The organism is Pseudomonas graminis, from assembly GCF_001705435.1.
Lineage (GTDB): Bacteria > Pseudomonadota > Gammaproteobacteria > Pseudomonadales > Pseudomonadaceae > Aquipseudomonas > Aquipseudomonas graminis_B.
Genome location: NZ_MDEN01000064.1, coordinates 129,256 through 150,046, shown reverse-complemented (window position 1 = coordinate 150,046; position 20,791 = coordinate 129,256). Strand labels below are relative to the sequence as shown.

Here is a 20,791-nt window from a genome sequence, read left to right as displayed (position 1 = left end):
GAATCTTAATTTCTCGGATAAGCCTGTGGTTGTTAAACATTTTTACTCAACGGCATTCAATGGCCGTCACCTTGATCTCCGACCGGCGCTATGGGCATTGCTGCTGCTCGTCTGCCTCTACAGTCCCATGGGTCACTCCAGTGAAAACCTGCCGTTCGCCCTGGGTGCGCCTTTCCTTGCGCAACAGCCCATCGCCCTCAATGACGCGGACCGTCAGTGGCTGGACGCACGAAAAACGCTCCGGGTTGGCATTTCCGTCGCCGATCACGAGCCCGTCGACATCACCACTGACCGCAATCGCTATCAGGGCATCAGCGCGGATTACCTCAGCGTAGTCAGCGCCCGGTTGGCAATTCCCGTTCAAGTGCGAGGGTTCGCTAAACGAGAGAAGGCGGTGGAGGCACTCCTGGCCGGTGACATCGACGTGCTGACCAGCGCCAGCGGATTTGAGCGAAACAAAGCCGGACTGTCGATGACGCGCGACTACTTGGCGGACCGCGCGGTGGTGTTCGGCCGGGCCAACGACACCAGCCTCAAGCCTACGCTGGAAGGCAAACGCGTGGTGCTGCTGGACGGCTATGCCGACGCTGCGGTTGTGCAGCGCATCTACCCCGAAAGCAACATCGTGCTTGCGCCCACGCTCTACAGCGCCATGGAGGCGTTGGCCCACGACGACGCCGACGCGCTGATTGCCAACGAGCTCGTGGTGCAGTCCTACAGCCTTTTGCGCCCGTACCTGGGGCTGCACAGCAAGTTCGACAGCTTGTTGCCCCCCATGGGTTTTTCGTTCGCCCTTCGCGATAAAGACGCAAGACTTCACGCACTGTTCGACCGCGTGCTGGCAGACATGGACGAGTCTTTGCGCCGGGAAATCCTGAGCCGATGGACCGTCGGGCTTGGCGCTGACCCTGCGCGTCGGCAAGTCAGTATCAACCCCGTTGAACAGTTGTGGATCCGCAAACATCCGCGGGTGGTGGTGGCGTCAACTCAGCACCCTCCCTACATCTACAAAGACGCTCGTGGTCAATGGGTGGGGCTGAATGTCGACGTGCTGGCGCGCATTTCGCGCCTGACCGGGTTGCAGTTTGTCTATCAGGAAGCGCCTTCCACCCATTCTCTGCTTGAGACCCTGGCAGACGGCGGCGCGCACATGAATACCACCCTGGCGGAGAACCCCGAGCGCAAGAAAATGCTGTATTTCACGTATGCATTTGGAGGCAACAGCTGGGTATTTCTGGAACGCGCCGACAGCAATGTCTCCCTTCAGTTGGCGAACATGACCGGCAAGGTGCTCGCACTCCCCGCGCGACATGCGTTGCTGGAGTTTATTCAGACACGCTACCCGCAGATCCGCCTGCTGCTCGTGCCCACCTACGCCGAAGCCCGCCAGCTCGTCGAGGAGGGGGAGGCGGACGCCACTATTCAGAACGAGGCGGGCGCCTGGCTGTATCCGCCCGGCGGGCTGAAAGTGGGCCGCAGCGTCGAAGGGTTGTGGTCTCCGGACCGGTTTTCCGTGGTCAAGGCCCATCCCGAATTGCTCGGTATTCTGAACAAGGCCCTTGAGGAATTTTCCGTGACGGAAATGCGCGCTATTCGCCTCAAATGGCTCGGCGCGGCAGCCGCTGCGCCTTCGGTGTGGAACCGCATCCCCAACTGGATCTACGGGGTTACGGGCGCCTCACTGTTGCTGGGTCTGGTGTCACTGGTCTGGAGTAGCCGCCTGAGGTATCAGATCCATCAACGGCAGCGCGCCGAAGCACAGTTGGGTGATCAGCTCGCCTTCAAACGGACATTGCTCGATGCGTTCCCCAACCCTGTTTATGTGCGTGATCTGCAAGGCCGGCTCGTCGCCTGCAACCGCAGTTACGAGGAGAGCTTCGGGATCGGTTACGAACGGATGCAAGGCCGACGCCTGACCGATGTCGATCTCGTTGACCGCGATATGGCCGAGCAACTGCACGCCGATTACATGAAGCTGCTGGAGACGCAGGAGCCGGTATTTGCCGAGCGCGTCCTTACGCTGGCCGGGCGACGGGTCTACGCCTGGCAATGGGCGGTGCCCTATCATCGCGCCGACGGTCAAATGCATGGATTGCTCGGCGGCTGGATGGACATCAGCGAGCGTAAGCGCCTGGAGAGCGAGTTGCGCGAAGCTCGTCAGGCCGCGGAGCGGGCGGCAGGGCAGTTGAAGGCGCTGCTCGACGAATTAGGGCGGGCGAAGGCATCAGGGGGGTAATTTTGCCTGTCACATTCGGCAGGCATGCTCCGGAGTCAAGCTGTTGCAGTCAGTGCGCATGTGTCAAAGCGCCACACTGCTCAGAACTTTCCGCTGCTGCCAATGGTCATTGGTTAGCACCTTTGCATTCAAACTGTTGAGTGGTGATCCGGATGGAAAATATCAGCTTGCTACTGAGCGAAGCGCTGTCTCCTTATCAGGCGATTATCGGCCCGGCCGGTATTCTGGGCGAACGCCTGGTGACGCTGAAAAATCCAGCGGGTGCGATGGTGACTGAACGGGTTTTTTCTGCATCGCAGTTGGGCGACAAGCGTCAGCTGACTGACGTGGTAGATGGTCTTCACCGTGATTTGATGGTGGCAGAAGGGCGCATCGAGCCTTGTGTCATCGCTGCCATGCGCAATGTGTCCCAGTCTGCCGCTTATGCTGCCTCCCGACCTTTCGTCTGAGTCGCAGGGAACCTTCTCCATTCGGTAGGCTCCTATCAGTTACGGCAGGCGCAGGCATTGTGCTCCGATGTTCATGCTGCCTGCCGTACGGGTCCAAGATGGACCACGGTTGACCCCGAGTAGTCTCCCCGCTGCTCGGGGTTTCTTTTGTCTGACATTCAGGGCTTCAACGCCAGGCGCGGATTTCACCCGGCGTCAGTTCGTTTCCTCATCGAAAAATGTCTGGGCGTCGCGCAGGTATTCCTCCTTCTTCATCATCCACTCCGCGTAAAACCCGATCAGTCGCGTCACGCGCAGCACACGCATTTCCCGGTTGATGATCTCCATCGCCGCACGGCCCTTCTCGGTCTTCGAACAGGCAATGTGAGCGAACTGGTATTTGGGCACGTCTTTGACCGGCAAGAACTCCAGCTCTGTTAGCGGAATGCCCTGTTCCTGCGCGTGAAAGCGCGCTTCCGGCCAGTAACTGATGATCGCCTGGAAGCGATCCAGCCGTTCCATTTCCAGCATGCTGCCCACCGCTGTATTGCCGTAGTGCAGGATCAGACGTTCGGGGTGCGGGGTCTCGCGCAACACTTTATCGATGACGGGGCCGTAGCTGCGTTCGCCGACGATGCCGACATCGACGCTGTCGCTGGCCAGTAAGGCGGCAAGGTCGAGGCGGCCGTCGGCGTTGATGAACGGTGCGAACAGTGCGTGGCGTCTGCGCTCGATCGTGACGCCGTTACTGGGCGTGGCGTAGGACGGGATGGAAAACAGAATGGTTTTGTCGCGCTCGGGCGTCCACAGCAGGGTCGGGTCGCAGGCGAACACGTCGGGGTCATTGAGCATCTGGGTTCCCCGCGCGCGGTTGACGTGCATGACCTGGTGATCGTACTCCGGCATCCGGGCAGTCAGCTCGGGCATCAGCTTGTCGATGGCACCCTGGCCCGCCAATGGTCCGGAAAATATGGTCAGGGGCGGGAAGTCGCGCAGCAGCCAGATCAGCGTTTCACGTGCCGACGCCGTACCGGGCAGGCAGGCGAACAGGCCTGCGATCAGCAAGGCGCGCATTCGGGAACCGGTGACATGCATGGAAGCGTTGACCCTCATCGACAGCGTCTCGCAGCAAGGAATCGGTGATGTGCCTCATTTATTTAACACATGTCATGGGGGCATGAGTAACGCCTCGCGAACGTTGTGCCCCGTCTCCCATTTGAGAGACGATCCGCATCGCTCATCGAGTTCGGTCGTTCAACGGGGCTGCATCGGGTAGACTTGCCGCCTTTCCCGTCTCTCTAGAAGCCCGTTCATGGCCCAGCCGTCCACGACCTACAAGTTCGAACTCAACCTCACCGACCTTGATCGCGGGGTCTATGAAACCGTCAAGCAGACCATCGCCCGTCATCCTTCGGAAACCGAAGAGCGCATGACCGTGCGCCTGCTGGCCTACGCCTTCTGGTACAACGAGCACCTGTCGTTTGGCCGGGGTCTGTCAGACGTCGATGAACCGGCGCTGTGGGAAAAGAGTCTGGACGATCGCGTCCTGCACTGGATCGAAGTCGGACAGCCCGACGCCGACCGTTTGACCTGGTGCTCGCGCCGTACCGAACGCACCAGCCTGCTGGCCTACGGCAGTCTGCGGGTGTGGGAAGGCAAGGTCATACCGGCGATCAAGACGCTGAAGAACGTCAACATCGCTTCGGTCCCCCAAGAGGCGCTCGAAGTCTTGTCCAAGGACATGCCACGGGTGATCAAGTGGGACGTAATGATCAGCGAAGGCACGATCTTCGTCACAGATGATCGCGGCCAGCACGAAGTGCAATTGCAGTGGCTGGCAGGCGAGCGGGGCTGATTCACGCCTGCACCGCGACGGCCTCGCGATGCTGTTGCCAAGCCATCGCGACGTCATCGCTGCCTCCTGCCAGTCCCAACGAGAATCCCAGCGGAACCTGAATGCGCATCGAACCACGCGAGTTACCTGACACCCTGCCTTTTCTTGGCGACCTGCCACCCTTGCTCACCCGGCTGTACGCGGCCCGCGGTGTCGCCTCGGAGGCAGAACTCGACAAGGGCCTTGCCCGATTGATTCCGTATCAACAGCTCAAGGGCATCGACGCCGCTGTCGAGCTGCTGGTGACGGCGTTGCAGCAGCGCCATCGCATTCTCATCGTGGGCGACTTCGATGCCGACGGCGCGACGGCCAGCACCGTCGGCGTGATGGGCCTGCGCTTGCTCGGTGCCGCGCACGTGGACTACCTAGTGCCGAATCGTTTCGAATTCGGTTACGGCCTGACACCTGAAATCGTCCAGGTCGCCCTTGAACGTCAGCCCGATTTGCTGATGACCGTGGACAACGGCATTTCCAGCGTCGAAGGCGTTGCGGCAGCGAAAGCGGCGGGCTTGCAGGTGTTGGTCACCGATCACCACCTGCCCGGCCACGAATTGCCGGCGGCTGATGCCATCGTTAACCCGAACCAGCCCGGCTGCACCTTCCCGAGCAAGTCGCTGGCCGGCGTCGGCGTGATCTTTTATGTATTGATGGCCTTGCGCGCGCGACTGCGGGACATCGGCTGGTTCGAGGGCCGCGCTCAACCCAACCTGGGCGAGTTGCTGGATCTGGTGGCCTTGGGCAGCGTCGCTGACGTGGTGCCGCTGGATGCCAACAACCGGATTCTGGTGCACCAGGGGCTGATGCGCATCCGCGCCGGGCGTGCACGTCCGGGTTTGCGCGCCATTCTGGAGGTCGCCCGTCGCGAGGCGTCGCGCATCACCTCCACCGATCTGGGGTTCATCATCGGCCCGCGCCTGAATGCGGCCGGGCGTCTGGATGACATGAGCCTGGGCATCGAATGCCTGCTGTGTGATGACGAGACCGAGGCGCGGGAAATGGCGGTGCGTCTGGACGAGCTCAATCAGGACCGCAAATCCATCGAGCAGGGCATGCAGCGCGAGGCGCTCGCCCAGCTCAAGGACCTGCCGCTGGAGTCGATGCCGTTTGGGCTGTGCCTGTTCGAACCCGAGTGGCACCAGGGCGTGATCGGCATTCTGGCTTCGCGCCTGAAAGAGCGTTATCACCGCCCGACTATCGCGTTCGCCAGCGCCGGCGAGGGTGTGCTGAAGGGGTCGGCGCGTTCGGTACCCGGCTTTCACATCCGCGACGCACTGGATGCCGTGGCGGCGAAACATCCCGAGCTGATCAGCAAGTTCGGCGGCCACGCGATGGCGGCCGGGCTGTCGCTGCCGGAAGGCAACTTCCCGGCATTCGCCGAGGCCTTCGACACCGAGGTTCGCCGCCAGCTCAAGGAAGAAGACCTGACCGGCCGGCTGTTGTCCGACGGCACCTTGGCGGTGGAAGAATTTCATTTGGAACTGGCCCGTGCCCTGCGCAATGCCGGCCCGTGGGGGCAGCACTTTCCCGAACCGTTGTTCCATGGCGTGTTCCAGCTGGTGGAGCAGCGGGTGGTCGGCGAGCGCCATCTGAAGATGGTACTCAAGACCGAGTGCGGCAGCGTGAAGCTTGACGGCATCGCCTTCAGCGTCGACCGCGACGTATGGCCCAACCCGACTGTGCGCTGGGTCGAGCTGGCCTACAAGCTGGACCTGAACGAATTTCGCGGCAACGAAACCGTGCAACTGATGGTGGTTCATCTTTCACCGCGTTGATTCATTGGGTTCGGCTAAAGCCAACCTACGGGTGTACGCGCTGGTAGGACCGGCTTTAGCCGGGAAGCGGCCTGCGTGGGCACCCTCAATCTCGCGGTGTGCCTGCTGACGCCTTCCCGGCTAAAGCCAGTCCTACGGACGTACGCGGTGTCTCGGTAGGACCGGCTTCAGCCGGGAAATGACTGAACCCTCACTTCGCTCGGGTTGTCGACTAGGCTCAAGGTTCGCACGTAAGGAACCTGCCACACGATCTGAGAGGTCCCCCATGAGCCTGCTGCTTGAACCCTATACCCTTCGCCAACTGACACTGCGCAATCGCATCGTGGTTTCGCCAATGTGTCAGTACTGCTGCGCCGACGGCCTGGCCAATGACTGGCATTTGGTCCATCTGGGCAGCCGCGCGGTCGGCGGCGCAGGGCTGATTTTCACTGAAGCGGCGGCGGTGACCCAGGATGGGCGCATTACCCCGGAAGACCTCGGCATCTGGAACGACGAGCACATCGAGCCGCTGCAACGCATCACTCGATTCATCAAAGCACAGGGCGTGGTTGCCGGCATTCAGCTGTCCCATGCCGGACGCAAGGCCAGTACATGGCGGCCATGGGTGAGCCAGAGTGGCGCCATCCCTGCCGACCAGGGTGGCTGGGCGACCTGGGGGCCCTCGAAGATCCCATTCGACCCGACCTACACCGTGCCCACCCCGCTGGATGAAGCCCAGATTCAGGACGTGATCAAGGCGTTCGTCGACGCCGCCAAACGTGCCTTGACCGCAGGTTTCGAAGTCGTCGAAATTCACGCTGCCCACGGTTATCTGCTGCATCAGTTCCTGTCGCCGCTGAGCAACCAGCGTCAGGATCAATACGGTGGCTCGTTCGAAAACCGCATTCGTCTGACGCTTGAAATCACCAAAGCCGTGCGCGACGTCTGGCCTGCAGGCCTGCCGTTGTTCGTGCGCGTCTCGGCCACCGACTGGGTGGACGGCGGGTGGACTGCGGACGAAACCGTTGAGCTGGCAAAGCGCTTGAAAGAGTTGGACGTTGATCTTGTTGACGTGTCCTCCGGCGGCACTGCGGCGAAAGCCGAGATCCCCGTGGGCCCGGGCTATCAAACCGAGTTCGCCGCTCGCGTGCGCAACGAGTCCGGCATTGCTACCGGCACCGTGGGCATGATCACCGAACCCACCCAGGCCGACACCATTCTGCGTACCGGCCAGGCAGACCTGATTTTCCTCGCCCGCGAACTGCTGCGCGATCCGTACTGGCCGCTGCAAGCCGACGAGGCGCTCGGTGGACGCCAGGCCACATGGCCTGCGCAATACCAGCGAGCAACGCACCGCGATCAGCCGATTCATGAGTCGGATTTGCGGGATTGATCACACCGCTGAATAGCTGATCTGCACTGCTCCAGCATCTCTGGCTCTGTGATGCTGGTTATATTGGAGAAGATGCATGTGGGAGCGCCACCCCGGTCACTCCCACATTTGTCCTGCGTCGGCCTCCGGAATGAAGATAGCCCTTCACTTCCCCTCACTCCCCGCCACGCTTTCCCCGCCCCGAGTCAGGTAGTACGCGCCGAGGATCGGCAGCAGGGTCACCATCATCACGAGCATCGCCACGACGTTGGTCACCGGCACGTCCCGCGGGCGGCTGAGTTCGTTGAGCAGCCAGATGGGCAGGGTGCGTTCGTGCCCGGCGGTGAAGGTGGTGACGATGATTTCGTCGAACGACAGGGCAAACGCCAGCATGCCGCCGGCCAGCAGCGCCGAGCCCAGGTTGGGCATGACGATGTAGCGGAAGGTCTGCCAGCCATCGGCACCGAGGTCCATCGACGCTTCGATCAGGCTGTGGGAGGTGCGGCGCAGGCGGGCGATGACGTTGTTGTAGACGATCACCACGCAGAAGGTCGCGTGGCCGACAATGATGGTGAACATCCCTGGCTCGATCCCCAGGGTCTTGAACGCCGACAACAAGGCCAATCCGGTGATGATGCCGGGCAGGGCGATGGGCAGAATCAGCATCAGCGAAATGCCGTCCTTGCCGAAGAAGTCCCGCCTGTACAGCGCCGCCGAGGCCAGCGTCCCGAGCACGAGGGCGATCAGTGTGGCAATGCAGGCGATTTGCAGCGACAGCTTGATCGACTCCAGGACGTCGGGCCGCGCGAACGCCACGCCGATCCACTTCAGAGTGAAACCCTTCGGCGGGAAGCTGAAGGCGGCGTCTTCGGTGTTGAAGGCGTAGACGAAGATGATCAGGATCGGAAAGTGCAGGAATACCAGCCCGCCCCAGGCGGCGATCTTCAGGCCCCACGACGCTCTTTCAGAGTGCATCGAAAGCCCCCAGTCGTTTGACAATAGCCAGATAAACCGCGATCAGCACGATTGGCACCAGCGTGAATGCCGCGGCCATGGGCATGTTGCCGATGGCGCCTTGCTGCGCGTAGACCATGCTGCCAATGAAGTAGCCCGGCGGGCCGATCAGTTGCGGCACGATGAAATCCCCCAGCGTCAGCGAAAACGTGAAGATCGAGCCCGCCGCAATTCCTGGCACCGACAGCGGCAGAATCACCTGCATGAACGTTTGCCGGGGCGTGGCACCGAGGTCGGCGGAGGCGTGCAGCAAAGAGGGCGGCAGGCGTTCGAGGGAGGCCTGAATCGGCAGGATCATGAACGGCAGCCAGATGTAGACGAACACCATGAAACGCCCAAGGTGCGAGGTCGACAATGTGCTGCCACCAATGCCGGGCACGCTCAACAGCCACTCCAACACCGGCGCCAGCCCCAGATGCTGCACGAACCATTGCGCCACGCCGCCCTTGGCCAGCAACAGCGTCCACGCGTAGGCCTTGACGATGTAGCTGGCCCACATGGGCATCATCACCGCAATGTAGAAGAACGCCTTGGTTTTGCCGGTGGTGTAGCGCGCCATGTAATAGGCGATGGGGAAGGCGACGATGGCGCTGGCGATGGACACTGCAACCGCCATGACCAGGGTGCGCCGGATGACGTCGAAATTGGCCGGGTTGAACAGCGCGCCGAAGTTCGCCAGGGTCAGGTCCGGCGTCACAGTCATGCTGAAGTCGTCGAAGGTATAGAAGCCCTGCCACAACAGGCCCAGCAGCGAGCCGAGGTAAATCGCGCCGAACCACAGCAGCGGCGGGATCAGCAGCAGCGACAGGTACAGATTCGGGCGTCGATACAGCAAGTTGGAAAAGCGCCGGAGTGGCGATGGCCGTTGCGTCGGTGCCAAGCCTGTGAAGGTCTGACCCATCTCACGGCGCCTCAACCGGCGTGTCATGCAACGTAATCATCGCTTCCCGCGCCCAGCGAACGGTGACGGGTTGCCCCGGTCGATGATGCGCGCCGGTGTCCAGCCACTGATCGTTGGCCTGGCTGACGGTGAGCGTCTGGCCGTTGTCCAGTCTGACCTCGTAGCGGGTGGCACTGCCCTGGTATTGAATGTCGTGCAGCACGCCGCTGAGCTGAATGTCGTGCGTCACAGTGCCGCCCTCGGCAAAACGGATGTGCTCCGGTCGAATCGAAAACGCGCCCGGATTGCCGCTCAACATCTGCGCCAGTTCACCATGCACGACGTTGGAGGTGCCCACGAACTCTGCCACGAAGGTCGTGGCCGGTTTCATGTACAGATTGCGTGGCGTATCGACCTGCTCGATGCGGCCTTTGTTAAACACTGCGACCCGGTCCGACATCGACAGCGCTTCAGTCTGGTCGTGGGTGACGAAGATGAAGGTGATGCCCAGTTGGCGCTGCAGTTTTTTCAGTTCGCTCTGCATCTGTTCGCGCAGCTTCAGGTCGAGGGCGCCGAGGGGTTCGTCGAGCAGCAACACCCGCGGGCGATTGACCAGTGCCCGCGCCAGGGCTACACGCTGGCGCTGGCCGCCGGACAGTTGCGCGGGTTTGCGCGCGCCGTAGCCATCAAGGGCGACCATGTTCAGGGCCTCGTCGGCCCGCTTGATCCGTTCGGCCTTGCCGACGCCTTTGACTTTCAGGCCGTAGGCGACGTTGTCCTGCACGTTCATGTGCGGGAACAGCGCGTAGTCCTGAAACACGGTGTTGACGTCGCGCTGGTAGGGCGGCAGGCCGGCGGCTTCCTGACCATGAATGCGGATCGAGCCGGCGCTGGGTTGCTCGAAGCCTGCGATCAGGCGCAGGCAGGTGGTTTTGCCGGAACCCGAAGGGCCCAGCATGGAAAAGAACTCGCCTTCCTGGATGTCGATGGACACCCGGTCCACGGCTTTCACCTCGCCGAACAGCCGCGAGACCTGGGTGAACTGGACGGCGTGGGTCATGGCGTTTGATTCCGGAAATCAGGTCGATTGACAGCCCCTGCCGTCACAGCAACGGGGCTGGATGCATTTGAATGAACCCGGAGCGGGCGATACAGGCGTCTAACGCCCACCCATGATCGCAATGTAATCCTGCGTCCAGCGGCTGTACGGCACGTACTTGCCGCCCTCAGCCTGTGGGGTTTTCCAGAAGGCGATTTTCTCGAACAGGTCAAATCCGTTGGTTTCGCAGCCCTCGGCGCCGAGCAGTGCGTTGCCCTTGCAGGCGTCCGGCACCACCGGCAGGGAGCCGAACCAGGCGGCAACGTCACCCTGAACTTTCGGTTGCAGCGACCAGTTCATCCATTTGTAGGCGCAGTTCGGGTGTTTGGCTTCGGCGTGCAACATCGTCGTGTCGGCCCAGCCAGTGGCGCCTTCCTGGGGGATGGTCGAGGCCACGGGTTGTTTGTCGGCAACCAGCCCGTTGACCATGTAGCCCCACGAACTCGACGCCGCCACGCCTTCGTTTTTCACGTCGCTCATCTGCACCGTCGCGTCATGCCAGTAGCGATGAACCAGCGGCTGCTGGGCGCGTAGCAGATCGAGCACGGCCTTGTACTGGGTCTCGGTGAGCTGATAGGGATCGACGATGTTCAGTTCCGGCTTGGCCGTCTTCAAATACAGCGCGGCGTCGGCGATGTAGATCGGCCCGTCGTAGGCCTGGACCCGGCCCTTGTTCGGTTTGCCGTCGGGCAAATCCTGCGGCTCGAACACCACGCTCCAGCTCACCGGCGGCGTCTTGAACACGTTGGTGTTGTACATCAGCACGTTCGGGCCCCACTGGTACGGCGTGCCGTACGTTTTGTTTTCAACCGTGTACCACGGACCATCTTTCAGGCGCGGGTCGAGGGTTTTCCAGTTCGGGATCAGCGTGGGATCGATGGGCTGCACGCGCTTGCCGGCGATCAGCCGCAACGACGCGTCGCCCGACGCGGTGACCAGGTCATAGCCGCCCTTGTTCATCAGGCTGACCATCTCGTCGGAGGTTGCAGCGGTCTTGACGTTGACCTTGCAGCCGGTCTCCTGCTCGAAGCCGGTCACCCAGTCGTAGGCCTTGTCGCTTTCGCCTCGCTCGATGTAACCCGGCCACGCCACCATATCCAGCTGCCCCTCGCCATCGCCCACCGCCGTGAGTGCTTCAGCGGCCTGCACCGCGCCGCTGGTGAATAGTGCGGTAATCACGGCGCTCAGAATCGCGGTCTTGTGCACGGACATGGTGGGTTTGCCTCATGGTGGTGGTTTGGGCAGAGATCGGTGGTGCAGAGCGTAGTGCCCCGTTCGATCCCCGACAAACTTCACGCAGCAAATACCGAGCCCATTCCTGCAGGCGGATGCGATTGAGTGAAAACCCGTCCGGACTCTGGACGCTCAGTCGCCGCAACATTCAGAAGCAAACCCGCCCGACGTGCGTCGGTGCCTTCGCCTTAACCTGCGGGTCGAATCGTCTGTCCCCATTTCTGAAGGTGAAGTCATGAACACGCGCGGTTTACTTGATCAATTGTTGAAATCCGGTCAGGACCTGCTGCAAAACAAGGCCGGCGCTCACGACAAGAGCGGCAAAAGCGGGCAAAACGGGCAGGGCGGGCTTGGCGATCTGCTTGGCAAGGTCGGCGGCAGCGGTCTGGGAGGCAAGCTGGGCGGCAGCCTTGGCGGGCTGCTCTCCGGTGCTGGCGGCGGTGCGTTGGCGGCGGGCGCGATGGGCTTGCTGATGGGCAACAAAGGCGCACGCAAAATGGGCGGCAAAGCGCTGACCTACGGCGGGCTCGCAGCGTTGGGCGTGCTGGCGTACAAGGCCTATGGCAACTGGCAGGCGAGTCAGGGGGTGGCGCAACCGGTTGAGCCGCAAACCGTTGACCGCGTGCCACCGGCCCAGGTTGAACAGCACAGCGAGGCCATCCTGCGGGCGCTGGTGGCCGCGGCCAAGGCTGACGGCCACGTCGACGACCGTGAACGCGAACTCATCGAAGGCGAGTTCACCCGCATCACCGGCGACAATGAACTGCAGCAGTGGCTCCACGCCGAGCTGAACAAACCACTGGACCCTGTCGATGTCGCCCGTGCGGCGCAAACCCCGGAAATCGCTGCCGAGATGTACCTGGCCAGCGTAATGATGGTCGACGAAGAGCACTTCATGGAGCGCGCTTACCTGGACGAACTCGCCAAGCAACTGAAACTCGACCCGGCGTTGAAGACCGAGCTTGAGCAGCAGGTGCGTCAGGCCCAGCCGTAAACCGTCTGTCCGCCCTGCGATCCGGCACGGATACGACGGCCAATAGCCGCAAACCTGTTGGGTCAGGCCCCACAATCACTGGGGCCTGACCCGCATTCTTATTCCTCGCTACGAAAGTCCCACCCAGACATCCGCCCGCGGCGCATTCGTACCATCAAGCAACGCCACATCAAGCCGATAGCGTGTAAGACATTTCCGATATGGCTGTGTGTTATGGCGTTTTCCTCGTCAGAAACACCCCGAGTGTCGGTAAGGCACTAGGCTATACTCCCGCTCGCTTTGGACCGTCTGTCGGTCCGCTTCTTAACCCGGTCATGCCGGCGTTGAACCCTTGAGGGCTGACTGTGAAGAACTGGACGTTGCGTCAACGGATTTTGGCGAGCTTCGCTGTCATCATCGCCATCATGCTGTTGATGGTGGTTGCGGCATTCAATCGCTTGCTGGTGATCGAGAGCAGTGGCGATGCCGTACGGCTGGACGCGCTGCCCGGCGTTTTTTACAGCAGCACCGTGCGCGGCGCCTGGGTTGAAAGCTATGTAGCCACTCAGCATTTACTCAGTGAGGGCGCCGGACGCGACCTCACCAGCGCTGAAGAAGACCAGTACAAAGACTTCGAAGACCGCCTGCAGGCGCAGATCGTCAATTACCAGAAAAGCATCTTCGACGAATCCGATCGCAATGACTTCGCCCAGTTTCTGCAGTTGCGCGAGCGCTATCAGCTAGTGCTCAACGGTGTGCTAGCGGCCTATCAGGGCGATAACTATGCGCTGTCCCAACGGATGTTTGCCGAGCAACTCACGCCCGCCTGGTTTGAGGGTCGCAAGGAACTCAATGCACTCGGCGCCAAGAACAAGGTGGTCGCCGACAAGGCGTCCGACGCCATCCAGGCCGCGGTTTCCAGCGCCAAGATCACCCTCGGCATCTCGCTGATCATCGCTCTGCTGGCAGCAGCTGCGTGCGGCCTGTTGCTGATGCGCGCAATTCTGGCGCCGATGAACCGCATCGTGCAGATCCTCGACATCATGCGCACTGGCGACCTGAGCACGCGGCTGGCACTGGACCGCAACGATGAGTTCGGATCGGTGCAAACCGGCTTTAACGACATGGTCGCCGAGCTCGCCGCACTGGTGTCCCAGGCCCAGCGCTCGTCGATTCAAGTGACCACCTCGGTGACCGAGATCGCCGCGACCTCCAAACAGCAACAAGCCACGGCCACCGAGACCGCCGCTACCACTACGGAAATCGGCGCCACGTCCCGCGAGATTGCCGCGACGTCCCGGGATCTGGTGCGCACCATGACGGAAGTGACCTCGGCTGCGGATCAGGCTTCGGTCCTGGCGGGCTCCGGTCAGCAAGGCCTGGCACGCATGGAAGAAACCATGCACTCGGTCATGGGCGCGGCCGATCTGGTCAACTCCAAGCTGGCGATCCTCAATGAGAAGGCCGGCAACATCAATCAGGTGGTGGTGACCATCGTCAAAGTCGCCGACCAGACCAACCTGCTGTCGCTCAACGCCGCCATCGAAGCCGAAAAAGCCGGCGAATATGGCCGTGGTTTCGCCGTGGTGGCGACCGAGGTCCGGCGTCTGGCCGACCAGACCGCCGTGGCCACCTACGACATCGAGCAGATGGTTCGGGAGATCCAGTCGGCGGTGTCGGCGGGCGTCATGGGCATGGACAAATTCTCCGAAGAAGTGCGTCGCGGCATGTACGAAGTGACTCAGGTCGGCGAGCAGCTTTCGCAGATCATTCATCAGGTGCAGGCCCTCGCGCCGCGTGTCTTAATGGTTAACGAAGGCATGCAGGCCCAGGCCACTGGCGCCGAACAGATCAACCAGGCGCTGGTGCAGTTGGGTGATGCCAGCAGCCAGACCGTTGAATCCCTGCGTCAGGCCAGCTTTGCCATCGATGAGCTGAGCCAGGTGGCGGTGGGGCTGCGTAGCGGCGTTTCGCGTTTCAAGGTCTGAGTCAGGCCCATGATCGAGCATTCAGCCAAGCGCAGCGCTGCGGTATTGCCGAAGAGCAAGCTGTTTCTGCTGTTCCGTATCGGTGCGGAACGTTATGCGCTGCAAGCGACAGAAGTCGCCGAAGTGCTGCCACGGCTGGTGCTCAAGCCCATCGCGCAAGCGCCGCACTGGGTCGCCGGTGTATTCGCCCACCGGGGTGCAATCGTCCCTGTCATCGACCTCAGCGCGCTGACCTTCGGCCATCCCTCCCAGCTGCGCACCAGCACGCGGCTGGTGCTGGTGCACTATCGCCTGGGCGGTGATCGTCCCCCGCGTGAGCTGGGGTTGATCCTCGAACAGGCAACCGACACGCTGCGCTGCTCGCCCCATGAATTCAAAGCCTACGGCCTGGACAACGCCCAGGCGCCGTATCTGGGGCCGGTGCGCGAAGACGAACACGGCCTGCTGCAGTGGATACGCGTGGAAGACTTGCTCAGCGACGCTGTGCGCGAACTGTTGTTTCCCGAACAGCCCATGAGCCTGGATGCCTTCGAGGCCACGCCATGAGCAGCGATGCGCGTTTCTTCGCTTTCCTAAAGGACCGCATCGGGCTGGACGTCGCGTCGGTGGGCGAGGCGATCATCGAGCGCGCCGTGCGTCAGCGCTGCACGCTGTCCAAGGCGCGGGACCACGACGATTACTGGCAGACGCTGCTGGTTTCGGCGGACGAGCAACAGGCGCTGATCGAAGCGGTGATCGTCCCCGAAACGTGGTTTTTCCGTTACCCGGAATCCTTCGTCACCCTCGGCAAGCTGGCCAATGCCCGACTGGCGCAGCTCAATGGCGTGCGTCCGCTGCGGATTCTCAGCCTGCCGTGCTCCACCGGCGAGGAGCCTTATTCCATCGCCATGGCGCTGTTCGACGCCGGTTTGCGAGGCCCGCAGTTCAGCGTCGAGGCGGTGGACATCAGCCCGCTTTCGATCCAGCGCGCGCGCCAGGGCGTGTATGGCAAGAACTCCTTTCGTGGGGATCAACTGGGTTTTCGGGAGCGTTTCTTCAACGCGGCCGAAGAGGGCTATCGTCTGGAGATGCGCGTACGTGATCAGGTCCGCTTTCAGTCCGGCAACCTTCTCGATCCCGCCATGCCGGTGGCGCAGTCGGCCTACGATTTCGTGTTCTGCCGCAACCTGCTGATCTACTTCGACGTCGAGACTCAGCGTCAGGGCTTCGAGGCGCTCAAACGCATGACCCGCGACGACGGCGTGCTGTTTATCGGCCCCGCCGAGGGCAGCCTGCTCGGGCGCATGGGCATGGTGTCGATCGGCATTCCCCAATCCTTTGCCTTTCGTCGGCGTGACGAGGCCGTTTCCGAACCCCACGGCGGGCTGACTGCCCCAGCCATGCCGCCGTCGCGAAACGATGCTTTGCCTGCTTACTCAACGTCTGCTCGCTCAGCCTCGGCCCCGTCGCGCGGCACCCTTAAACCCCAGGCCTTTGCGCCGAGGTTGTTGGGTGATCCTGCGCTGGCTGAAGAACGCAGGGCTGCGCTCAGACCGGACATCAAGCCTGCGGCGCCGGGCGCTGGCAGCGGCGAAGCAGCCGAGTTGCTGCGCAGCATCGCCGTCCTTGCCAACGAAGGCCGCAGTGGCGAGGCGAAGGTGGCGTGCGAGCAGTACCTCAAGCGCTTCGACCCCGTGGCGCCGGTGTTTTACTGGCTGGGCCTGCTCAGCGAAGTGGCGGGGGAGACGAGCGCGGCACAAGGGTTTTATCGCAAGGCGTTGTATCTGCAACCACAGCATCCGGAAACCCTGGCGCAACTGGCCGCGCTCCTCGCCGCCCAGGGCGACAGCGCAGGGGCCCGGCGGCTGCAGGAGCGCGCGGCACGGGGTGTCACTAAAGAAGGACACAGTGGATGAGTCGCGTACACACAGAGCTGGTCAGCGACGACGCCGAGGCGATCGACGACTGCTGGAACCGCATTGGCATCCATGGCGACCGCTCCTGTCCGCTGCTTGCCGATCATATTCATTGCCGTAACTGCTCCGTCTACTCGGCCGCAGCCACGCGCTTGCTCGACCGCTATTCGCTGGCGCAGGAGCAGCGCGTGTCGATGCACACCGATGCGCTGGCCGTCGACGTCGAAACCCGCTCGACCGTGGTGTTTCGTCTGGGCGAAGAGTGGCTCGGTCTGCCGACCCGGTGTCTGGTGGAAGTGTCGCCGGTGCAAGCCATTCATTCCCTTCCGCACCAGCGTTCCCGCGCCTTGCTGGGGGTTGCCAATGTGCGCGGCGCCCTGGTGGCGTGCCTGTCGTTCGTCGAACTGCTCGGGCTGGACCCTTCAGTCGCGCCGGTGGGTGACGCCCGAACATTGCCGCGCATGCTGATCGTTTCGGCAGACGGCGGTCCGGTGGTGGTGCCGGTGGACGAAGTCGACGGCATTCATGCCATTGAGGCGCGTCTGCTGGACAGTGCCTCGGCGTCGACGCAGAACAGCAACGCGCGCTTCACCCGAGGGGTCGTGCAATGGAAAAACCGCAGCTTGCGCCTGCTCGATGAAGACCACCTGTTGTCGGCTGTGAACCGGAGCCTGACATGACGCCCGATCAAATGCGCGATGCGTCGCTGTTCGAACTCTTCACCCTGGAGGCGGAAGCGCAGACCCACGTGTTGAGCGCAGGCCTGTTGGCCCTTGAGCGCAATCCGACCCAGGCCGATCAACTGGAAGCGTGCATGCGCGCGGCCCATTCGCTGAAAGGCGCGGCGCGTATTGTCGGGGTCAACGCCGGCGTCAGCGTTTCCCACGTCATGGAAGATTGCCTGGTCAGTGCCCAGGAAGGGCGATTGCACCTACTGCCCGAGCACATCGACGCTCTGCTGATGGGCACCGATTTGCTGATGCGCATCGCCACGCCTGGCGCCACCGTGCCTCAGGCAGATGTCGACGGCTATGTGGCGCTGATGAACAACATGGTCAGCGACGATCCGGCGATGAAAGCCATGCTGGTGCCGACCGCGCTGCCTTCCCTCGAAGACATCCTGCTGGCCAACGCGCAGTCGCTGGTCACCTCGCTTCAGTCGGCGCAGGATTCGGCGGCTGAAGAGCTGGCAGCTTCCACTGTCGAACCCGTTCCGGACCCTGCGCTCAAAACGGAGGGTCCCGGTGAACGACGTGTGGTCGAGACCGGCGAACGGGTCCTGCGCGTCACCGCCGAACGCTTGAACAACCTGCTGGACCTGTCGAGCAAGTCGCTGGTCGAGACCCAACGGCTGAAGCCGTATCTGGCCGCGATGCAACGGGTCAAACGCACCCAGACCGGTGCGACCCGAGCGCTGGACAGTCTCGAAGCCTTGCTCGGCGCCAACACCGATCCCGACGCGCAGAAGGCGCTGGACGAAGCGCGGCGGCTGCTCGGCGAAGCGCAGCATTTGCTGATTCAACAAACGGCGGACCTCGACGAGTTCGGCTGGCAGGCCTCGCAACGCGCGCAACTGCTCTACGACACGGCGCTGGCCTGCCGCATGCGACCGTTTGCCGACGTGCTGGCGGGGCAGGCGCGCATGGTCCGTGATCTGGGCCGCTCGCTGGGCAAGCAGGTGCGGCTTGAGATCGACGGCGAAAAGACTCAGGTCGATCGCGACGTGCTGGAAAAACTTGAAGCGCCATTGACCCACTTGCTGCGCAACGCCGTCGACCATGGCATCGAGCTGCCCGAGCAGCGCGTCGCCATCGGTAAGCCAGCCGAGGGGCTGATTAAGCTGAAGGCCTCTCACCAGGCCGGTTTGCTGGTGGTCGAGCTGATCGACGACGGCGCCGGGGTGGATCTTGAGCGTCTGCGCCAAAGCATCATCGATCGCAAACTCTCGCCCGCCGAAACCGCTGCGCAGTTGAGCGAGGAGGAACTGCTGAGCTTCCTGTTCCTGCCCGGGTTCAGCATGCGCGACAAAGTCACTGAAGTGTCCGGTCGAGGCGTCGGTCTGGATGCGGTTCAGCACATGGTCCGGCAGCTGCGTGGCGGCGTCGAACTGGACCAGCGCGCGGGGAAGGGCAGCCGTTTCCATCTCGAAGTGCCGCTGACCCTGTCGGTGGTGCGCAGTCTGGTGGTGGACGTCGGCGGCGAAGCGTATGCCTTTCCGCTGGCGCACATCGAGCGCATGCGTGACGTGCGCGCCGACGAAATCGTGCAGCTGGAAGGGCGTCAGCATTTCTGGCATGAAGAGCGCCACGTAGGGCTGGTAGCCGCCACTCAGCTGCTCAACCGTCCGGCCAGCCAGCACAGTGAAGACGTGCTCAAAGTGGTGGTGATTCGCGAGCGCGATGCGGTGTATGGGGTTGCCGTGGAGCGTTTCATCGGCGAACGCACCCTGGTGGTGTTGCCGCTGGATCCGCGCCTGGGCAAGGTTCAGGACATCTCCGCCGGCGCGTTGCTCGACGACGGCTCGGCGGTGCTGATCATCGACGTTGAAGACATGCTGCGTTCGGTGGAGAAACTGCTCAATACCGGACGCCTGGAACGCATCGACCGGCGCAGTCGTCAGGCTGACGCACGGGTGCGCAAGCGCGTGCTGGTGGTCGATGACTCCCTGACCGTGCGCGAACTGGAACGCAAACTGTTGCTCAGTCGTGGCTATGAAGTGGCGGTGGCCGTGGACGGCATGGACGGCTGGAACGCCCTGCGCGGTGAGGATTTCGACCTCCTCATCACCGACATTGACATGCCGCGTATGGACGGCATCGAGCTGGTGACGCTGGTGCGTCGCGACAGCCGCCTGCAATCGCTGCCGGTGATGGTGGTGTCGTACAAGGACCGTGAAGAAGATCGCCGTCGCGGCCTGGACGCCGGCGCCGATTACTATCTGGCCAAGGCCAGTTTCCACGACGACGCGTTGCTCGATGCGGTCGTTGAGTTGATAGGAGATGCGCAGGGATGAAGATCGCCATCGTCAACGACATGCCCATGGCGGTGGAGGCGCTGCGTCGCGCGCTGGCTTTCGAGCCGGCGCACCAGATTGTCTGGGTGGCCAGTAACGGCGCCGAGGCTGTCGAGCGTTGCGTCCAGCAAAAGCCCGATCTGATACTGATGGACCTGATCATGCCGGTGATGGACGGCGTGGAGGCGACTCGACGTATTATGGCGGCGACGCCGTGTGCCATCGTCATCGTCACCGTGGATCGCGAGCAGAATGTGCATCGGGTGTTCGAAGCCATGGGCCATGGCGCGCTGGACGTGGTCGACACGCCTGCGCTGGGGGCCGGCAACCCCAGGGATGCCGCCGCGCCTTTGTTGCGCAAGATACTTAATATAGGCTGGCTCATTGGCGAGCGGGACACGCGGGTGCGCCCCGTGCCGCCCCCGCTGCGCGAGTCGGCACAGCGTCAGCGGTTGATCGCGATCGGCTCATCGGCTGGCGGGCCCGCCGCGCTGGAAATACTGCTCAAGGCGCTGCCGAATGACTTTCCGGCCGCCATCGTGCTGGTGCAGCACGTGGATCAGGTATTCGCCGAAGGGATGGCGCAATGGCTGAGCGGCTCTTCGGGGCTTGAGGTCAGGCTGGCGCGCGATGGCGAGCCGCCGCAAGTGGGCACGGTGCTGCTGGCGGGCACCAACCACCATATTCGTCTGCTCAGGAACGGCACGCTGGCGTACACCGCAGAGCCGGTTAACGAAATTTACAGGCCCTCCATCGACGTGTTTTTCGAAAGTGTGGCCAGCTATTGGAATGGTGACGCAGTGGGTGTTTTGTTGACCGGCATGGGCCGTGATGGTGCGCAGGGACTCAAGCTGATGCGTCAGCGAGGCTTTCTCACCATCGCCCAGAATCAGGAAAGCTGTGCGGTGTACGGCATGCCTAAAGCGGCTGCGGCGATCGACGCCGCCATGGAAATTCGCTCACTGGACTCGATCGCACCTCGCTTGAAGGAGGTATTCACCCAATGAATTTCCAG

General features: G+C 62.5%; 17 protein-coding genes. 12 read left to right on the top strand and 5 right to left on the bottom strand.

Features of this window, described 5'->3' with window-relative positions; translation table 11 throughout:
- Window positions 1-127: 127 nt before the first annotated feature.
- Window positions 128-2,236, top strand: coding sequence for a transporter substrate-binding domain-containing protein (locus tag BBI10_RS15900; protein ID WP_083233148.1), 2,109 nt, complete (start codon window positions 128-130; stop codon window positions 2,234-2,236).
- 152 nt (window positions 2,237-2,388) lie between these two features.
- Window positions 2,389-2,685 (top strand): DUF3509 domain-containing protein, encoded by a 297-nt coding sequence (locus BBI10_RS15895; RefSeq protein WP_065989948.1) that lies wholly within the window; start codon window positions 2,389-2,391, stop codon window positions 2,683-2,685.
- A gap of 195 nt (window positions 2,686-2,880) precedes the next feature.
- Here BBI10_RS15895 and BBI10_RS15890 read toward each other — a convergent pair whose 3' ends face one another.
- Complete coding sequence (locus BBI10_RS15890) at window positions 2,881-3,726, bottom strand: TIGR02285 family protein (protein WP_432213753.1); 846 nt, start codon at window positions 3,724-3,726, stop codon at window positions 2,881-2,883.
- 250 nt (window positions 3,727-3,976) lie between these two features.
- Here BBI10_RS15890 and BBI10_RS15885 point away from each other — a divergent pair, with 250 nt between their 5' ends.
- The 3 genes from BBI10_RS15885 (at window position 3,977) to BBI10_RS15875 (ending at window position 7,702) form a co-directional block, all read left to right on the top strand.
- Window positions 3,977-4,519: a YaeQ family protein gene (locus tag BBI10_RS15885; RefSeq protein ID WP_065989944.1), complete on the top strand. Its 543-nt coding sequence runs from the start codon at window positions 3,977-3,979 to the stop codon at window positions 4,517-4,519.
- Between the two features lie 101 nt (window positions 4,520-4,620).
- Window positions 4,621-6,330, top strand: coding sequence for a single-stranded-DNA-specific exonuclease RecJ (recJ, locus tag BBI10_RS15880; protein ID WP_065989941.1), 1,710 nt, complete (start codon window positions 4,621-4,623; stop codon window positions 6,328-6,330).
- 265 nt (window positions 6,331-6,595) lie between these two features.
- Window positions 6,596-7,702 (top strand): NADH:flavin oxidoreductase/NADH oxidase, encoded by a 1,107-nt coding sequence (locus BBI10_RS15875; RefSeq protein ID WP_065989940.1) that lies wholly within the window; start codon window positions 6,596-6,598, stop codon window positions 7,700-7,702.
- Window positions 7,703-7,846: 144 nt separating this feature from the next.
- On the opposite strand, the gene BBI10_RS15870 is transcribed toward BBI10_RS15875, so the two are convergent.
- The 4 genes from BBI10_RS15870 to ydcS form a co-directional block, all read right to left on the bottom strand.
- A complete protein-coding gene (locus BBI10_RS15870) occupies window positions 7,847-8,656 on the bottom strand; it encodes an ABC transporter permease (protein ID WP_065989939.1) in 810 nt (269 codons plus the stop codon).
- The gene (locus tag BBI10_RS15865) at window positions 8,646-9,596 is read right to left on the bottom strand and encodes an ABC transporter permease (RefSeq protein ID WP_065989938.1); all 951 of its coding nucleotides are present in this window, start codon (window positions 9,594-9,596) and stop codon (window positions 8,646-8,648) included. The genes BBI10_RS15870 and BBI10_RS15865 overlap by 11 nt, the downstream gene beginning before the upstream one ends.
- A gap of 1 nt (window position 9,597) precedes the next feature.
- Entirely contained in the window at window positions 9,598-10,635 is a 1,038-nt protein-coding gene (locus BBI10_RS15860; RefSeq protein ID WP_065989934.1) for an ABC transporter ATP-binding protein, read from the bottom strand.
- Between the two features lie 99 nt (window positions 10,636-10,734).
- A complete protein-coding gene (gene ydcS, locus BBI10_RS15855) occupies window positions 10,735-11,886 on the bottom strand; it encodes a putative ABC transporter substrate-binding protein YdcS (protein WP_065989932.1) in 1,152 nt (383 codons plus the stop codon).
- A 256-nt stretch (window positions 11,887-12,142) separates the two neighbouring features.
- Here ydcS and BBI10_RS15850 point away from each other — a divergent pair, with 256 nt between their 5' ends.
- From BBI10_RS15850 to BBI10_RS15820, 7 genes are all read left to right on the top strand, one after another.
- Window positions 12,143-12,901, top strand: coding sequence for a tellurite resistance TerB family protein (locus BBI10_RS15850; protein ID WP_065989930.1), 759 nt, complete (start codon window positions 12,143-12,145; stop codon window positions 12,899-12,901).
- 404 nt (window positions 12,902-13,305) lie between these two features.
- Complete coding sequence (locus tag BBI10_RS15845; protein ID WP_432213752.1) at window positions 13,306-14,868, top strand: methyl-accepting chemotaxis protein; 1,563 nt, start codon at window positions 13,306-13,308, stop codon at window positions 14,866-14,868.
- 9 nt (window positions 14,869-14,877) lie between these two features.
- Window positions 14,878-15,414 (top strand): chemotaxis protein CheW, encoded by a 537-nt coding sequence (locus BBI10_RS15840; RefSeq protein WP_065989927.1) that lies wholly within the window; start codon window positions 14,878-14,880, stop codon window positions 15,412-15,414.
- Window positions 15,411-16,763 carry a CheR family methyltransferase gene (locus BBI10_RS15835; protein WP_065989926.1) on the top strand — a complete coding sequence of 451 codons (1,353 nt, stop codon included), beginning with the start codon at window positions 15,411-15,413 and terminating at the stop codon, window positions 16,761-16,763. The genes BBI10_RS15840 and BBI10_RS15835 overlap by 4 nt, the downstream gene beginning before the upstream one ends.
- Window positions 16,760-17,443: a chemotaxis protein CheW gene (locus BBI10_RS15830; RefSeq protein ID WP_065989925.1), complete on the top strand. Its 684-nt coding sequence runs from the start codon at window positions 16,760-16,762 to the stop codon at window positions 17,441-17,443. The genes BBI10_RS15835 and BBI10_RS15830 overlap by 4 nt, the downstream gene beginning before the upstream one ends.
- On the top strand, window positions 17,440-19,776 hold the full coding sequence (locus BBI10_RS15825; protein ID WP_065989924.1) for a hybrid sensor histidine kinase/response regulator: 2,337 nt from the start codon (window positions 17,440-17,442) through the stop codon (window positions 19,774-19,776). Before BBI10_RS15830 ends, BBI10_RS15825 begins: the two co-directional genes overlap by 4 nt.
- Window positions 19,773-20,783: a chemotaxis response regulator protein-glutamate methylesterase gene (locus tag BBI10_RS15820; RefSeq protein ID WP_065989922.1), complete on the top strand. Its 1,011-nt coding sequence runs from the start codon at window positions 19,773-19,775 to the stop codon at window positions 20,781-20,783. Before BBI10_RS15825 ends, BBI10_RS15820 begins: the two co-directional genes overlap by 4 nt.
- Window positions 20,784-20,791: the final 8 nt, after the last annotated feature.

Coding starts and splice junctions, on each gene's coding strand:
- BBI10_RS15900 (WP_083233148.1), top strand. CDS start 128: ATGGGTCACTCCAGTGAAAACCTGCCGTTCGCCCTGGGTGCGCCTTTC.
- BBI10_RS15895 (WP_065989948.1), top strand. CDS start 2,389: ATGGAAAATATCAGCTTGCTACTGAGCGAAGCGCTGTCTCCTTATCAG.
- BBI10_RS15885 (WP_065989944.1), top strand. CDS start 3,977: ATGGCCCAGCCGTCCACGACCTACAAGTTCGAACTCAACCTCACCGAC.
- recJ (WP_065989941.1), top strand. CDS start 4,621: ATGCGCATCGAACCACGCGAGTTACCTGACACCCTGCCTTTTCTTGGC.
- BBI10_RS15875 (WP_065989940.1), top strand. CDS start 6,596: ATGAGCCTGCTGCTTGAACCCTATACCCTTCGCCAACTGACACTGCGC.
- BBI10_RS15870 (WP_065989939.1), bottom strand. CDS start 8,656: ATGCACTCTGAAAGAGCGTCGTGGGGCCTGAAGATCGCCGCCTGGGGC.
- BBI10_RS15865 (WP_065989938.1), bottom strand. CDS start 9,596: ATGGGTCAGACCTTCACAGGCTTGGCACCGACGCAACGGCCATCGCCA.
- BBI10_RS15860 (WP_065989934.1), bottom strand. CDS start 10,635: ATGACCCACGCCGTCCAGTTCACCCAGGTCTCGCGGCTGTTCGGCGAG.
- ydcS (WP_065989932.1), bottom strand. CDS start 11,886: ATGTCCGTGCACAAGACCGCGATTCTGAGCGCCGTGATTACCGCACTA.
- BBI10_RS15850 (WP_065989930.1), top strand. CDS start 12,143: ATGAACACGCGCGGTTTACTTGATCAATTGTTGAAATCCGGTCAGGAC.
- BBI10_RS15845 (WP_432213752.1), top strand. CDS start 13,306: ATGCTGTTGATGGTGGTTGCGGCATTCAATCGCTTGCTGGTGATCGAG.
- BBI10_RS15840 (WP_065989927.1), top strand. CDS start 14,878: ATGATCGAGCATTCAGCCAAGCGCAGCGCTGCGGTATTGCCGAAGAGC.
- BBI10_RS15835 (WP_065989926.1), top strand. CDS start 15,411: ATGAGCAGCGATGCGCGTTTCTTCGCTTTCCTAAAGGACCGCATCGGG.
- BBI10_RS15830 (WP_065989925.1), top strand. CDS start 16,760: ATGAGTCGCGTACACACAGAGCTGGTCAGCGACGACGCCGAGGCGATC.
- BBI10_RS15825 (WP_065989924.1), top strand. CDS start 17,440: ATGACGCCCGATCAAATGCGCGATGCGTCGCTGTTCGAACTCTTCACC.
- BBI10_RS15820 (WP_065989922.1), top strand. CDS start 19,773: ATGAAGATCGCCATCGTCAACGACATGCCCATGGCGGTGGAGGCGCTG.